General features: G+C 41.8%; 13 protein-coding genes and 4 pseudogenes. 13 read left to right on the plus strand and 4 right to left on the minus strand.

The annotated features are described in order from the left end of the window. Nucleotides 1–229 precede the first annotated feature (229 nt). A complete protein-coding gene (locus ACYRY3_RS17985) occupies nucleotides 230–433 on the minus strand; it encodes a hypothetical protein (RefSeq protein WP_460202980.1) in 204 nt (67 codons plus the stop codon). A gap of 63 nt (nucleotides 434–496) precedes the next feature. On the opposite strand from ACYRY3_RS17985, the gene ACYRY3_RS17990 reads away from it, so the two are divergent. The 6 genes and pseudogenes from ACYRY3_RS17990 (at nucleotide 497) to ACYRY3_RS18015 (ending at nucleotide 5197) form a co-directional block, all read left to right on the plus strand. Next, a complete protein-coding gene (locus tag ACYRY3_RS17990; protein WP_460202981.1) occupies nucleotides 497–1651 on the plus strand; it encodes an RNA-guided endonuclease InsQ/TnpB family protein in 1155 nt (384 codons plus the stop codon). Between the two features lie 248 nt (nucleotides 1652–1899). Continuing rightward, nucleotides 1900–2058, plus strand: a pseudogene (locus ACYRY3_RS17995) (IS701 family transposase); the annotation flags it as partial. Nucleotides 2059–2192: 134 nt separating this feature from the next. Further along, a complete protein-coding gene (locus ACYRY3_RS18000; RefSeq protein WP_460202982.1) occupies nucleotides 2193–2510 on the plus strand; it encodes a hypothetical protein in 318 nt (105 codons plus the stop codon). Between the two features lie 279 nt (nucleotides 2511–2789). Then, a complete protein-coding gene (locus ACYRY3_RS18005; protein ID WP_460202983.1) occupies nucleotides 2790–3806 on the plus strand; it encodes an iron-containing redox enzyme family protein in 1017 nt (338 codons plus the stop codon). A gap of 111 nt (nucleotides 3807–3917) precedes the next feature. Next, nucleotides 3918–4172, plus strand: a complete 255-nt coding sequence (locus tag ACYRY3_RS18010; protein WP_460202984.1) for a hypothetical protein — start codon at nucleotides 3918–3920, stop codon at nucleotides 4170–4172. A gap of 200 nt (nucleotides 4173–4372) precedes the next feature. Further along, nucleotides 4373–5197, plus strand: coding sequence for a class I SAM-dependent methyltransferase (locus ACYRY3_RS18015; protein ID WP_460202985.1), 825 nt, complete (start codon nucleotides 4373–4375; stop codon nucleotides 5195–5197). A 139-nt stretch (nucleotides 5198–5336) separates the two neighbouring features. Here ACYRY3_RS18015 and ACYRY3_RS18020 read toward each other — a convergent pair. Next, nucleotides 5337–6546 (minus strand): annotated as a pseudogene (locus ACYRY3_RS18020) (RNA-guided endonuclease InsQ/TnpB family protein). A 329-nt stretch (nucleotides 6547–6875) separates the two neighbouring features. After that, the gene (locus ACYRY3_RS18025; protein WP_460202986.1) at nucleotides 6876–7238 is read right to left on the minus strand and encodes an ArsR/SmtB family transcription factor; all 363 of its coding nucleotides are present in this window, start codon (nucleotides 7236–7238) and stop codon (nucleotides 6876–6878) included. 167 nt (nucleotides 7239–7405) lie between these two features. Between ACYRY3_RS18025 and ACYRY3_RS18030 the strand changes: the two genes are divergently transcribed. The 4 genes and pseudogenes from ACYRY3_RS18030 (at nucleotide 7406) to ACYRY3_RS18045 (ending at nucleotide 10163) form a co-directional block, all read left to right on the plus strand. Next, nucleotides 7406–8266 carry an RnfABCDGE type electron transport complex subunit D gene (locus ACYRY3_RS18030; protein ID WP_460202987.1) on the plus strand — a complete coding sequence of 287 codons (861 nt, stop codon included), beginning with the start codon at nucleotides 7406–7408 and terminating at the stop codon, nucleotides 8264–8266. Continuing rightward, a pseudogene (locus ACYRY3_RS18035) lies at nucleotides 8263–9234 on the plus strand (DUF2330 domain-containing protein); the annotation flags it as partial. The gene ACYRY3_RS18030 and the pseudogene ACYRY3_RS18035, both read left to right, overlap by 4 nt. Nucleotides 9235–9318: 84 nt before the next feature. Further along, nucleotides 9319–10035 (plus strand): annotated as a pseudogene (locus tag ACYRY3_RS18040) (ISAzo13-like element transposase-related protein); the annotation flags it as partial. 32 nt (nucleotides 10036–10067) lie between these two features. After that, nucleotides 10068–10163, plus strand: coding sequence for a hypothetical protein (locus ACYRY3_RS18045; protein ID WP_460203032.1), 96 nt, complete (start codon nucleotides 10068–10070; stop codon nucleotides 10161–10163). Between the two features lie 387 nt (nucleotides 10164–10550). On the opposite strand, the gene ACYRY3_RS18050 is transcribed toward ACYRY3_RS18045, so the two are convergent. Next, nucleotides 10551–11141 carry an SMI1/KNR4 family protein gene (locus ACYRY3_RS18050; RefSeq protein WP_460202988.1) on the minus strand — a complete coding sequence of 197 codons (591 nt, stop codon included), beginning with the start codon at nucleotides 11139–11141 and terminating at the stop codon, nucleotides 10551–10553. A 537-nt stretch (nucleotides 11142–11678) separates the two neighbouring features. On the opposite strand from ACYRY3_RS18050, the gene ACYRY3_RS18055 reads away from it, so the two are divergent. From ACYRY3_RS18055 to ACYRY3_RS18065, 3 genes are all read left to right on the plus strand, one after another. Next, complete coding sequence (locus ACYRY3_RS18055; protein WP_460202989.1) at nucleotides 11679–12668, plus strand: hypothetical protein; 990 nt, start codon at nucleotides 11679–11681, stop codon at nucleotides 12666–12668. 71 nt (nucleotides 12669–12739) lie between these two features. Further along, nucleotides 12740–12976, plus strand: coding sequence for a hypothetical protein (locus ACYRY3_RS18060; RefSeq protein ID WP_460202990.1), 237 nt, complete (start codon nucleotides 12740–12742; stop codon nucleotides 12974–12976). Nucleotides 12977–13027: 51 nt separating this feature from the next. Further along, nucleotides 13028–14620: a polyamine aminopropyltransferase gene (locus ACYRY3_RS18065; protein ID WP_460202991.1), complete on the plus strand. Its 1593-nt coding sequence runs from the start codon at nucleotides 13028–13030 to the stop codon at nucleotides 14618–14620. The last annotated feature ends 40 nt before the right edge of the window (nucleotides 14621–14660 follow it).

Raw genomic sequence — 14660 nt, forward strand, 5'->3', positions numbered from 1 at the left:
GTACCATTTAAAGTTTTTCTCAATAACCCTGTACCATTCTCTAAGGGACATTTGTCAAGAGGGTGCAGGAAAAGGGGATAAATCCAGCTTGGAGACTGGTTTTCTTAAGAAGGCAGCCCCGATCGAGGGCAGAGGGCATTCGGGAATCCCCATAAATAAATTTAGCTAAATCCGAAAGAAGCCCCACATCTGACCACTTCGTGGCAGTGTGGGATGAATTTTGGGGCAATCAGGTCACGTCCTCCGACCTATGTTGACCGTCGATCAACGCGGGAGTGAGGGCAGTGACCTGATTGCCAACTTCTATATTAGGGAGACGGTCAACCCAGTCTTCAACTATTTGGGTGACTGTTTTATCTTTGGAAGCTGCATACAATCGCAGTTTATTTAATCTCCTCTCTGACATCCGAACATTTAATCTAGTTGTTTTCATATTTGTTAACCCAATGTTGTCACAAAAATGCTAGCATAGGTGGAACAGAGGAGGTGAGGAAAAATGTTGCTTAACTATCAGTATCGAGTTGACCCAAATACAAATCAAAAACTTGAGTTAAATGAATGGTTGAGAACTTGTAGGTACTGGTACAACAAGCAACTAGGGGATAGATTTAATTGGTGGGAGAATAACCGGAGTCGCATTGACGCTTGTTCAATAATCAGCTGTCCATTGCCTCAACTACGAGATAAACCAGATTTATTTTCTCAAAAGAAACAACTTCCTACTCTTAAAGAAGATTTGTTCAAAGTAGGTCATTCTGGAGAGTTAATAGATTTTTCTCGCGTTCCCTCGCAAACATTGCAAGATGTCTCCAAGCGAGTAGATAAAGCTTTTTCTCGTTTTATTCAAGGAGACTGCAATGGTCGTCGTAGCGGGAAACCACGTTTTAAAAATGCGGCACGATATCGTACCATGAGGATTGAGGGACAAGCCATAACGATTGAACGAATTGAAAACAATTGGTTGTTCTTGTCAATTTCAAAGCTTGATGGTTGGATAAAGGTACGCTTACATCGACCTTTGCCTAATGGAATGCAGCTGAAAAATGCTTTATTAACCAAAAAAGCAGATGGCTGGTACATCACGATTTGCCTAGAAGATCCGAATGTACCTGTTTTTACTGCCGATGCGATAACGCCCACTTGGGATAAGACTTTGGGATTGGATGCAGTTTTGCATGAAGACGATTATTTGGCAACTTCAGAGAATACCAAGCTGCCCTCGTTAAAATCATTCCGAAAGTCTGAAAAACGATTGGCTAAAGTATCTAAGCGTAAATCTGCTCAGAAAAAAGGTAGTAAGGCAAGACGTAAGCTAGCACTCCGGGAAGCACGAGAGCATCAACGTATAGCCAGGGCTAGGATTGACCATGCATTTAAGACGGCTCATGCAGTAGTTCGGACAAATAAAAAAGTTTTTATTCATGAAGACTTAAATCTTTTAGCTTTGTCTAAACGGAACAAAGCTAAACTTGACTCTGACGGTAAATATCTTCCTAATGGTCAATCGGCTAAGTCCGGGTTAAATAAATCCTGGTTAGATGCTGCTTTTGGACAGTTTTTCAAAATCCTAGAATACATAGCTTCAAAAGCACCGGGTGTGGACAATAGCAGTAAAACCTGCATACACATCTCAATTACTCGCGTACCGTGACGAATTTATCTTCACAGATTGCGATATTCGTGAGTATTGGGATGAATTTGAATTGCTTTGGGTTGATCGCGACGTGAATGCCGCTATCAATCTCAAGCGTGTTGGGCTGGGACTGTTCCCAACAATAAAACGCCGTAAAGGGAATCCAGTAGTAGGTGACTCTACTACCAATAGTACCTCGAAGGAAGTTCTAGTAGTTCTTAGGAATACTAGAAGCCTACACTCACAGCTTGCTGGAGTGTAGGTAGTTCACTGCAATACGAGCTTTTACTCAACTAGAACTGATGCGTGCCGAAGAGTTAGTTGAAAACTGGTACGAAATTCAGAGAAATTTATCCCTTCAAGTAGCTCGTGACTTTATTTTAGAACACTTGCAACAACAGATAGGGTTAAATGCACATAGTTAATCTTCTGTCAATGCGTAAGTCCTAGTTATATTGGGTAATTGCTTCTTCTAAAGTTAGTCTCGAATGCTGACCATTTTTGGGATTGGGAAAACCTAAACTCCAGTACGATGCCTAGTGTCACTAAATGTGCTGCAATGTCACCACAATTCCACCTTGCCAAGGGTGTTTCGTTTTTACCCCGTATTCAGTCGGGCAGCGCGTTGGGCGGGTTCCCCGACTTGAAGCGCCTGCGGTCGTACACTCCCCCTACGGGTCTCCTTGCGGGAATAGCTAAAAACTTTTTCTTTTCCTCTGCACCCTACAATATGCCTCATGCCTTGCCTGGAGGGCTGTTGAACTGTTTGGGCCAATGGATAGAGGACTTGTTTTGTATTAGAACTTACAATATTGCCTTTTATCTCCGCCTTTCTTTGGTAACTTTATTATCTTTTCTTGTCAAAGTTTTTCTTTAATAGCACACTGAACTACATAAGGTCTTGATAAGCTGGTTCAGCAAAAAACCAAGCCCTTATTTTAGAAAGGTTTTATCCATTGTTATGACATAAGTCATAACTGAAACTGGAGATCGGTTCCTTAACTTTTATTGATGTTTACATTTTGTATATTGTAGCATCAAAGATTCTTTCTGTCCTTTATCTGGCATTTAACAGTGAGGAGATTTGTTGGGAAATCCTACAATCTCCACATAAGTAAAGCTGTTTGTTAACCTACATAGAACTAATTTGCTTACTATGAGCACTCAATCCCAGACCACAAAAGTAGATGCGATGAAACAATTTGACTATCTTGAAGAGGCAACTGAGTCTTTCGTTACCTTACCATCTGAGTCACTTTTGACCTACTCTTTTACTGGGGATGTCAATTCAAATCGACAGTTAGATATTATACCTGTGGAACGCAACTTGCAATCGGCAACTGATATTGAATCGATGCGTTTTGTGTCTGATGAAGTAGCGATGAAAACAGCCAAACACTCTAGGGCGAGTCGATTTAATTCTGTGAAAAGCAGCACTGTTTCTCCTAGAAAAAAGGTTGACGCTAACAGCACAACTAAAACTCAAAAGTTGTTGGATGGAGCCATAGCATATGCCTGGAGTACTATAAAATCGCACCGCAAACCACCTGTCTTAACCCGCGCAAGATGGGTATGGCGACTAGCAGGTTCTTACCATCTAGCTCACTACCATCCGCGATTGATAGAAGAAGCAGCTCAGATCTTTGCTGAAGCTAAACGTTGGAATCTGGCTCAGTGGGCTACACAGAAAGCAAGAGAGGAACGAGGTCATGACAAACTTGCCCTGCTTGATATTCAGCTAATGGGATATGATGCTGAGGCTGTTGTAAACGCACTTGTTCCTCCGGCTGCAGTATCTTTAGTAAATTATTGCACTCATAGTGTGCGAAAAGCAGATCCAATTGGTTGTGTTGGCTATGCTTATACAATGGAACGTCTAGCAATATGCAGAGGAAAGGAGTATATTCAGGCGGTAGAGGCTGTAATGCCATCAAATACTCGTGCAAATCGCTTTCTAAAAACTCACAGTAGTGTTGGTGATGATGTGAAGCACGTGGAAGAGGCGGTAGAGATGATAGGGGGGCTTACGCCTGAGGAGCGTACTCAAATCGCCACTGCTTGTTACGAAACCGCATTGCTTTGCTTTAGACCACCTCATGAGGATTACATATCAGAGGAAGAACTGCATAATGTTTTGAAACCATTAGAGCAAAAAACAATAGATAAATTCTAATTATTAATTGTCGCGGAAAAAATCGACAACCAAAACTTGTTTGAACGCTCTTAACAATTCTGGAAAAAACAAGCAATAAAAAAACCAAAATTTCCGACGGTTATAACTCTTATGAAACAAGATTTTTTGAGATGGGATTCTATCAACATTCTTCTGACAAAATGTGGCTTTCAAGCCTTGTTAGAAGTTTTAAATGATATCGAGCCTGAGTTGATGGATATCTTAAGTAAGGAATTTGAAAGCAGCGAAGTTAACAAACAAATGCAGAAATTAGATTTCAAAGTAGATAATACAAGGAATTCAAGCTTATTTTCTGAAAAGTCTAATGCATCTCAAATCTGGGAATCAGAGTTTCCTGCAGCGTAACTTTTAAGTTTATTAGTGAACAGCTTCTAACCGTGTTATCTAGGGCAATCCTTTAAAAAGCTTGCATTTAGAAGCACTTTGCTGCCCTTTTACTACAACGTTTCTGCACGAAAATATTTAGGATATTTTCCTGCAAACTTACAGTATACAGAACTTAACTTGACAATAGCCAATTTTTTGCAATAGCTGGAGAGTAACAAATGAAAACAATTCCGGGATCGTACAACGCAAGCACTATACATCGTGATTTAAATAGTGAAATCGAGCGTTTACAAGCTCAAGTTCTTATAAGTTGGCAAAAGGAAGCGGTAACTCTCGAACGGTTCGGGTTGTGTGACGGTATGTCTGTCCTTGAATTGGGAAGTGGACCTGGCTTTTTTACACAACAACTTTTGACTTGGTTACCGAATATTACTGTAACCACAGTCGAAATTGACCCACTATTGGTACGGAAATCTAGGCAATTAATGCAGGATCAATTTAGAGAACGCCTGCGCTCAGTCGAAGCCTCAGTCATGGACATGGAGTTACCGAATAACAGCTTTGATTTTGCGATCGCACGCTTGTTGTTTCAACATCTACCCGATCCAATCGGTGCAGCGAGAAAAATCTTAAACCTCCTCAAGCCTGGGGGCAAGCTGGTTATTATTGACGAGGATGCAGACATACAGTGGGCTGCATATCCAAAAATTCCAGAACTTCCATCTTTGTTAGAAAAAGACAGTCAATTACGAGCTAGCCAAGGTGGTAACGCATGCATAGGTCGTCAACTGTGGCGTATTTTACGAGAAGCAGGTTTTACGAAACTTGACTTAGAAGCAGTTGTTTTCCATAGTGATGAGATAGGTATTAAACCATTTCTGGCGCAGTTAGACTCAGATTTGCTTTCAAGTCACATTAAAGCTGGTTTTGTAACGGAACTGGAACGGCAAAATTTTATTGCTGCTTGCGAGAAGTTCTTAGGTGCTAACGATCCTCTAATAATGGGGCTTTGGCTATTGGCTTGTGGTGAAAAACCACATTAGCCGGGGTATCACGAAACAATTAGTTTTCCAGCATCCTCAGAGAAGTAGGCAAAACGAAGTAATTCGTAGTGAAACCGAGTAATTCGGTTAACTGACTTCACCATGACTCACCATAGAACTGTTTTTGACACTCCCTGCCCTAAAGGGTCAGGGATTCTACATTCCTCGTCAAAACTTGCTCTACCAGGCTCTCACCAAGTAGAGTAGAGGTTCCGACTCCTGTAGCGTTACTTTGGGACTGCCCATCCCTAGTCTGTCGTGCAAGATTTAGAATATTTATTGCTGCATTAGTGTCTCTTTGCAACTCACAGCCACAACTACATTTATGAGTGCGCGTTGACAAAGATTTTTGCACAATTGCACCGCAATCCGAACATTTTTGAGATGTCATTTTCGGATTGACAGCAACAACCGTAGTGATGAACTTTGCAGCGAAATATTCCAACCAACGGCGAAATAGACTCCAAGCCACATCGTTGATAGACTTGGCTAGACAATGATTTTTTCCCATGCCTTTCACATTCAAATCTTCATAGGCGACTAAGCTGTTAAGCTTGCATACGTTCCGCGCAATTCTCGGGAGCGTGTTCATTCCGTTGCCTATTTACTCTTAAATGTTTCCGAGCAGATCTGGCTCGCGCTAACCGTCGTTGGTTTTTACCTTTTTCCTTTTTGTAAATTTGGCGTTGAGCGTGTTTGATTGATTTTTCAGCTTTCCTGAAAAACTTAGGATTTGGTTCATGATACCCATTTGAATCGGAATAGAAATACTCTAAACCAACATCTAGACCAATCTCACCATCCCCAATTCTAGTTTCAGGCTTAACATTTATATCCAAGCAGAATTGGACGTAGAATCCATCAGCACGCTTAACAATTCTGACTCGTTTGATGGACTTAACAGAATAGGTGTGAATATCCCATTTCCCCAACAATTTGAGTTCTCCAATACCTTTGTTGTCGGTAAAGGTAATACGTCTTTTTGTTGGATGCAATGACCAACCGCTGGTTTTATATTCAACCCAACGGTTATCTTTCTGAAACTTTGGATATCCTTTTTTACCTGGTTTTTTCTTTTTGCAATTCTCGTAGAATCTAGAAATTGCTGCCCATGCTCGTTCAGTTGCTGACTGACAAGCCATTGAATTTAACTCTTCTACAAACTTGAATTCTTGACGCAGTGCTGTAGAGTAATTGTTCAATGCAACTTTATTGATATTTACTTCCCTCGCAGCATCCATCCAATAGCGAATAGCTTTGTTGCGGATGAACTGAGTAGTACGAATAGCCTCATCAATAGCTGAGTACTGCTGTCGCTTGCCCTTTACTTTGTACTCTAATACCAGCACTGCGTTATCACCTCCTTACTGAATCTATGTTAACATGAATGTAGTAACAATAGTGATACCAATGAAAAACAATTCAATTAGAATACGTTTATCTGACAGACGTTTAAACAAGTTAAGGTTATATGCCGTCGAATCTGATAAGACTATGACTCAAATTATTGAAGCGTTAATTGACAGCTTACCGGAACCACAAAAAGCAAGTGTCACTGACTCCTAAAGGACTCTCGCTGGCTTTCATCCCTTGTCTGAAGCACGTCTGTGGCTCTCGCCGTGCTCCGAACCACAGCCCTCAAGGGTTTTCAGCCTGCTTCCTTATAAAATTGACCTGTTCAAAAAACTGCTGTTTTGCTCCGAAGAACTTTTAAACGTTCAGCCTGCTGTTGTACGCGCTCGCTAATGCGATCGCACACTAACTCACAGAGGTCAAAAATCATGGGGTCGGCGATCTCGTAATAGGCACTAGTGCCCTTGGGCTGACGAGATAAAACCCCTGCCTGAGTTAACACTTTCAGATGCTTGGATAGATTTGCCTGCCCTAAGCTAGTAGCCTCAGCAATTTCCATCACATTCATTGGTCCTGACTTGAGACAGGTCAAAATCTGTAACCTGCTCACCTCTGATAAAACTTTGAAGTAGTCAGCAACCGCCACGAGAACAGCTGGATCGGTCTTGGGTGGCTTAGTTTTTGGCATGGGGAAATTTAATAGTCAGCACAATACTTGCTTAATAACTAATTAGTATTATAACTAATTGACAATTAAATTTAATAATATCGTAATTGTAACAACGGCACTATCTTGGTCTTTTCTCGTCTATATCTAGAATAACCATCTAAGAGAAATCCCGGTACTAGCGGGTAATGCTGTTCAAAGATATACGCGACTATCAAATTCTTTTTCTCACCTTGTTTCTCGCTTTGGGAATAGGGACAAGAGACTGGACATTACAAATTGAGTCAATTATAGTAGCAATTGCTACTAGTGTAACAACACAATGGCTTTTGTCACTAGTCATCAATCATTTGTCAAGTGTTAAGGGCAAAGAACACTTGATAAACCTCCGCAGTGCCCTCATTACCTCACTCGGTCTCAGCTTGCTGCTGAGGGTTGACCACTGGACGACAATGGCTTTGGCTGCAGCGAGTGCGATCGCTAGCAAATTTGTCTTTAAAATTGGCGATAAGCATTTCTTTAATCCTGCCAACTTTGGCATCATTTCTGCCTTAGTACTCACGCCTGACGCTTGGGTTTCCCCCGGACAATGGGGTGAGGACTGGTGGTACGGGCTGCTATTTGCTGGAACTGGAGGCATGATTCTCAAGCGAGTTGGTCGCTGGGACACCACAGCAGCTTTTTTGGGTGCTTATGTGGGGTTAGAAGCTATTCGCAATGTCTGGCTGGGTTGGACTTGGGATGTTTTGTGGCATCGGCTGATGAGTGGGTCGTTGCTGCTGTTTGCCCTGTTTATGGTGACCGATCCCCGCTCGATTCCCAATGCCCGAATCGGGCGTATCGTTTGGGCTGTATGCATTGCCATCTTGTCTTTTGTTTTGCGGAATTATTTTTATATTTCCACAGCAGTTTTCTGGGCGCTGTTTGTCCTTGCACCATTAACTGTCTTGATAGATATCTTTTGGTCTGCACCACGTTTTTCTTGGTTAACTCCAAAAACAGTTAGTACCTCTTCCCCACTAACCACCAACCACCAACTACTTCCATGAAACTCTATCGATGCCTCATTTCATTATTACTTGCAGTTGTAGCTGCGGTTTGCTTTGTGTCTCCTGCATGGGCTTTTTGTGGATTTTATGTTGCCAAAGCGGATGCAAAACTGTATAATAAGGCTTCCCAAGTGGCGATCGCTCGCAGTGGCGATCGTACCGTTTTGACAATGGCAAACGACTACCAAGGGGAGGTCAAAGATTTTGCAGTTGTCGTACCCGTGCCTACAGTTGTACAAAAAGACCAAGTTCGGGTGGCAATTCCCAAAACTCTCGAACGTTTGGATGCTTTTAGCGCACCGCGTTTAGTAGAGTATTTTGACTCTGACCCTTGCGCCCGAAATTACCCAGAAAGCGTTATGAATTTACCATCTGCACCTGCAGCAAGAAGTGCTGGTGGATCTAGGAGAGAACGTAGTGAAAGTTTGGGTGTGACTGTTGAAGCTCGTTTCAATGTGGGTGAGTACGACATTGTTATTCTCAGCGCCAAAGAATCCGGCGGATTAGAAACTTGGCTCAATCGTAACGGCTACAAAATCCCTAGAGGGGCAAAACAATTACTTCAGCCTTACATACGACAAAAAATGAAGTTTTTTGTTGCGAAAGTCAATCTAGATAAATTTGAGGAAACTGGTTATCAATTCCTGCGTCCGTTGCAAATCTCTTATCAATCGCCCAAATTTATGCTGCCAATTCGTTTGGGCATGATTAATGCAACGACAGAGCAAGATTTAATTGTCTATATATTATCACCAAAAGGACAAGCCGAACTGACCAATTACCGCACGGTAAAAATCCCTTCAGACGCAAACATTCCCCTGTTTGTCAAACAAGATTTCGGTAACTTCTATAAGTCCATGTTTCAAACCACATACACCCGAGAAGATAAAAAAGTCGCTTTTCTTGAGTATGCTTGGGATATGAGCAATTGCGATCCCTGTTCTGCCGATCCTCTAACCAGAGAAGAACGGGCTGCTGACGCAGCCCTGACTCCCCTTTTGTAGTAAATTTAATTATGTATAACTTAAGTTTTTGAGGGTCTTTGAGTGACGATTGAATTAACTGACTCACTGAAGAATTTACTGAAAGAAACAGCAACTCAATTGAAAGGTGCAGCTAGACGGCGTTTCCAAGCACAAACTGTAATATCTTTAGGCTACGGAGGGCAACTACTAGCTCAAAAAGAATTAGGATGGGATAGAAATACTATCCGGAAAGGAATTAAAGAATTAATTAGTGGAATTAATTGCGTAGATAATTATTCAGAAAGAGGACGTTTTAAGGCAGAAGAAAGCCTACCAAATCTCTTAGAAAATATCAAAAATTAGTGGATTCACAAAGTCAAACTGACCCAAGTTTTAAAAGTCAAAGGCTATACACCCGTTTAAGCGCTAGCGAAGTAAGAAAGCTATTAATTGAGAAATTTGGTTATAGTGATGAAGAGTTACCAACTTCAGAAACAATTCGTATAAAACTGAACGATTTGGGGTATAAGCAAAGAGCGAGTTGCGCTCATTTCAGCCTCAAAAAAAATTCCCGAAACGGACGCAATCTTTGAGCAGTTAGCTATAGTTAATCAAGAAGCTTCCGATGATCCAAGTATTTTACGCTTAAGTCTGGATGCAAAAGCCCGTGTGAACATTGGCTCATTTGACCGTGGTGGTAGAAATCGAGTACCGACGGAAACTGATGACCACGATTTTCACCCAAAAACCACCGTGACTCCTTACGGTATCTTTCTTCCGGAGCTTGGAATGCAATTATTCATGAAGAACTTCACCATCGTTGGTGGGCAAAAGAAATACCGTCACCTCATCATTCCACCAAGTATATTGAGGGGGAAAAGTTTTACGAGGTTATTTCTTGGTACGAGAAGATGAGAGGTTGGAGGGATTAAAGTATGGCATTCATCTACGAATGTAGTGGAAATTGCGGCAAAGAAGTAAAAGTATGCGTTAATCAATTTGTCTTCAACAAACAACTTGTTTGGCACGCATCGTACATTTGTCCTCATTGCGGGACTCAAAGAATTACCGATCCAGCCTTTTACAATGATCCAAACGTTAATCTTGGACCAAACTCGCCTTGGCGCGGCAATCGGCTCTTTGGTCGATTTGGTGTGATAGGCTCCCCATTCATAATGAGACAATCAGGATACTTTAGGCGAAATGGCTCATGGCAACAAGTAGGTAATCCGTAACAGCTTGATAAGCAAGTACAATTCATCTACACAATTCATGTTCAAAATGGGTTATCAAACATTTGCATGACCCATATGTATTAATTAAGGTATCCCACTCATTCCACGTATTGTGAGCATTTCCCAAAAAGAACGGTATCGTCTAGCACCAGGAATATTATTACTAAACAACCAAGCCTCCCATTCACTATTGTGCTTAACCTTAGGGTTAAGCACAATAACTTCACCATCCAACTTATCGCTAATTTGTAGAGCTGTTTGTAGGTACTCCATACGCATATCTTGTTCTAAGTTTTTTCCGTATATCAAATATTGTTCATCAGAGATGGGTGATAAATTTTTATGGCTTGCTATCCATATGTCAATCCAGTCCTGATTTTCAGTACAAAACCACTCAATTTCTTCAGTTCTACGTAACTGTAAAACCCCTGGATACCCAGACCAGCCATTTGTAACCTTTAAGAACTCTCGATAAGATAGTGGTAATTTTATACTTAAGCGAGCTTCAGCAGCAGTAATTTGTTCTTCTGATGCTCCTGGAAAACCCAACCATTCTGATTCCAGTGCTGAGTCAGAAAAGTCTACTCCTGTCCAATATATTTCCCCATATTCGTAGTTGAAAATTGCTTTTCGACTCTCCTCTTTAAGGAAAGAATACCAGTTAAAATTACTCATAATTAGCTATCTACAAATTTATGAAGTTGTCAATAGTCTAGCAGAAAGGTGTAGAGTTTAATGTTGTAAGAATTTGATGAAACCCTATTTTCAGCAATTAAAAATAGCGACCTTGAAAAACTTCAAAATACAATCATCAAAGGTGTTAATTTAGAGCAACCTGGATATGAGGAATTAACTCCTTTACAATTAGCGTTAACTCTTGGAAATCTTGAATATGAAAGTCCATACTAGATTAGCACAGTAGCCTTTCCATAGATGCATTGTCAACTTATAGAGCAGCCACCTTAGTATTTTCACGCATTCAACTTCAGTAATTATACTTGATATTAAATTTTGTAACAATTAAGACTTAAATTGGGAAAATTCAGGGGATTCATCTGTAGCTTGTATTTGCTGAAATAGCATACATTTCAGAAGAAGGTAAAACGCCTCAAATTCCTTATCTAGCTCGTTTCCAAGGCTTGATTGACCTTGCTAACTGTTGGAGTGAGGTTAATATGGCATCAAGTTGTGGAAGTTACTATCAAAACCCTTATGTCAGTGACTGTTGATACTCAACGTACAGGACGCTTTCTCAATCCTTGGGCTTATGCTGCTCTTGGTGCTTCTGTACTGGTGTTTTTCTCGTTGATGGCTGCTCCGGGTTTCAAGAAAACCCTTATTCATAAAGATGTAGCAGTTAAGGAAGAAGAGCCTTTTAAAGTCAAATCACTACAATTGTCACCTCAAGTGTTTGGTGCTTTGCGAATTGATGTGAGTGCAATAATACCCGATAACAGGTGGGTGACTTACGAGATTCAGCTTTTAGACAAACAAGGTAAGGTTTTGGCTTCCGGGCTGAAAGAAGCTTGGAAAGAATCTGGCAGTTGGTCTGAAGAAGGGGAAACAGGTACTTGGTCTGAGGACGATTTAGTCGCCGGTCTAGATGTTCGCGCCAAGAAGAACGAAGAAGTGACCATTGCCCTGGCAGTATTGGGATATGGAGAGACTAACGGCAAAGAACTTGGTGAGGCTGTGCCCTTTACAATGACTGTAGAAAATGGAGTCATCGATACACGCCCTCTTTGGTCAGGGGTCATTTTTTCTACTTTCTTCTCTGTCATGGCATTGTTTGCCACTCGCCGCATTGGCAAAAAGGCAATTTCTAAAAAAGTTAGCGATAGCGATCCAAATGGTCGTGAAACGATTGGTGGTCCCAATCGCCTCGTGCGGCTCAACCTAGATATAGAATCTGATGAAACATCGCCAGATGAATTAGAAGTTTTCTTGTCTATCAATGATGCCTATGGCGAACAGGTCTATGCTGGTTCTTTTCCCGTACAACTTGTCTTTACAAAAGAGAACGGCAGAATTAAAAAGGTTAGAGGAAACTTAGAAAAGTTTTTCATCCTCGAACAGCGGGCTTCTTACGGTTTTCACGTAGAAGTTTTGCCAGATGCACCAGTAGATAGGACATCATTGATTGTTCGCGATGGTGCTCGTACTTTATTACCTGTCGATGCGATACGTATTAGCAATCAGTGACCAGCTAACAATTAGAACAGGCTGGCATCCTCATCCATTTGCGGTTCAAAATTCCAAATCTTAGGAGACTTATGTTTGCAAAAATTTTTGCGGGAATAGCAGTAGCACTTGCTCTAATGGCGATCGCGGATAGCTACACTCAAAAGTCAGCTTTTGTGCTGCGGGAAGAAAAACAGGAAAATTATTTACCCCGCTATGGAACTCAATTATCTGGTTCTTACGACAATCGGGGAATTTGGATATACACTTCTACAACTCGGAGTTATTATGGTGATTTTCAAGGTGGGGGTCCTGGTAATGGAAAGTAAAAATATTTCCTTCAAGACCAATCATCACAATTAACAAACGGTCAACTGTACATGGAACAAGACATAGGAAGAACTCATTTCTCTGCAGGTGCGGAAAGTACTCAAGATAATAGTAGTTTTTTTAACAACAAACAACATAGATTACTGCTAGCAGCGGCTGCAATATCCTCTGCTTCTGGGCTAGCTGTAGAACTTTTGTTAGGAACTCTTGCCAGTTACTTGGTAGGTAATCAAGCCCTTGCTTACGGTATCGCTGTGGGTGGCTTTCTGGCTGCGATGGGTGCAGGTTCTTACCTCAGCCGATTTGTTGCAGCTAAAGTTGAAGGTCGCTTTCTTCAAAATCAGTTACTACTGGCTTTTGTACAGGTAGAATTAGCGATCGCACCTCTAACAGCCCTGTTACCTTTAGGGTTATTTGCCCTATTCGTGCTTGATGGTTCCATCTGGTTGGGATTGGTTCTAGTTACTATTCTCTTAGGGCTCCTATCAGGGCTGGAAGTCCCTATCTTGACACGACTTGTAGAACTATCAGAAGGAGTACGTGAAGCCTTAGCTGGAGTTTTAGCACTAGACTATCTAGGAGCACTTATAGGTTCGCTCCTTTTTCCAGTCCTTCTGTTACCCTGGTTGGGAATGTTTCCCACAGCTTTTATCCTCGGCGCATTTCCCGCTTTTATGGTCTTCGCCATTGGGCGGACTTTTCCCCAACTGCGGCGCTGGGGTTACCTGGGGCTAATGGTTGGTGTCCTGCTTTGTACCTTGGCACCAATTGCCGTGCCTATTAGTAACAACCTAGAAAATAACTTATATAAAGCACCAATTATTAAGCGTGTTCAAACACCATATCAACGTATAGTTCTGACAAGACAGGGACAAGACGTGCGGTTGTTCCTCAACGGTGATTTGCAATTTTCTACACTAGATGAATATCGCTATCACGAAGCACTCGTACATCCAGCAATGAGTGCAACTCCCAACAGGAAACGGGTACTTGTGTTGGGGGCTGGAGATGGTATGGCAGTACGGGAAGTGTTAAAGTGGCGAGAGGTCGAGCACGTGGTGCTGATTGAACTCGATCCAACAGTGGTGAAGCTAGCTAGTCGTCATCCGCAACTTGTACAGGTTAATAACAAGGCTTTGACTGACCCCCGTGTTGAAGTCATCAACGCCGATGCTTTTACAAAAGCCCCAGCCTTGGATGAAACCTTTGATGTCATTATTGCTGACTTTCCCGACCCAGACCAAGAAACTCTTGCCAAACTGTATTCTGATGGTTTTTATCGGCGTTTGTTAGGACGGCTTGCAGACACTGGTGTGTTAGTTACCCAAGCATCTAGCCCGTTTTTTGCCCCCAAAGTTATCGGTTGTGTTGCTGTCACCCTAGCTCAAACTGGGTTACCAGTACATCCCTACGTGGTAGACGTCCCCAGCTTTGGTCCTTGGGGTTTTGTTATGGCTTCGCGTAATTCATTTGAACCAGATAAATTGCAACTTCCCGTGTCTACACGTTTCCTCTCTCCTGAAATTTTGCACCACTTATTTGAACTGCCAAAAGATGTGCAACTTGGAGGTGTGGAACCCAACCGTCTTTCTCACCCCGTAATTGTCCGTTATCAATTGGACTCTCGTTGGGTGTCGTATTAAGAAGGTTAATGGTTAGTGGTTGGTGGTTGGTAGTTGGTGG

It is taken from the genome of Scytonema sp. NUACC21 (genome assembly GCF_054684315.1).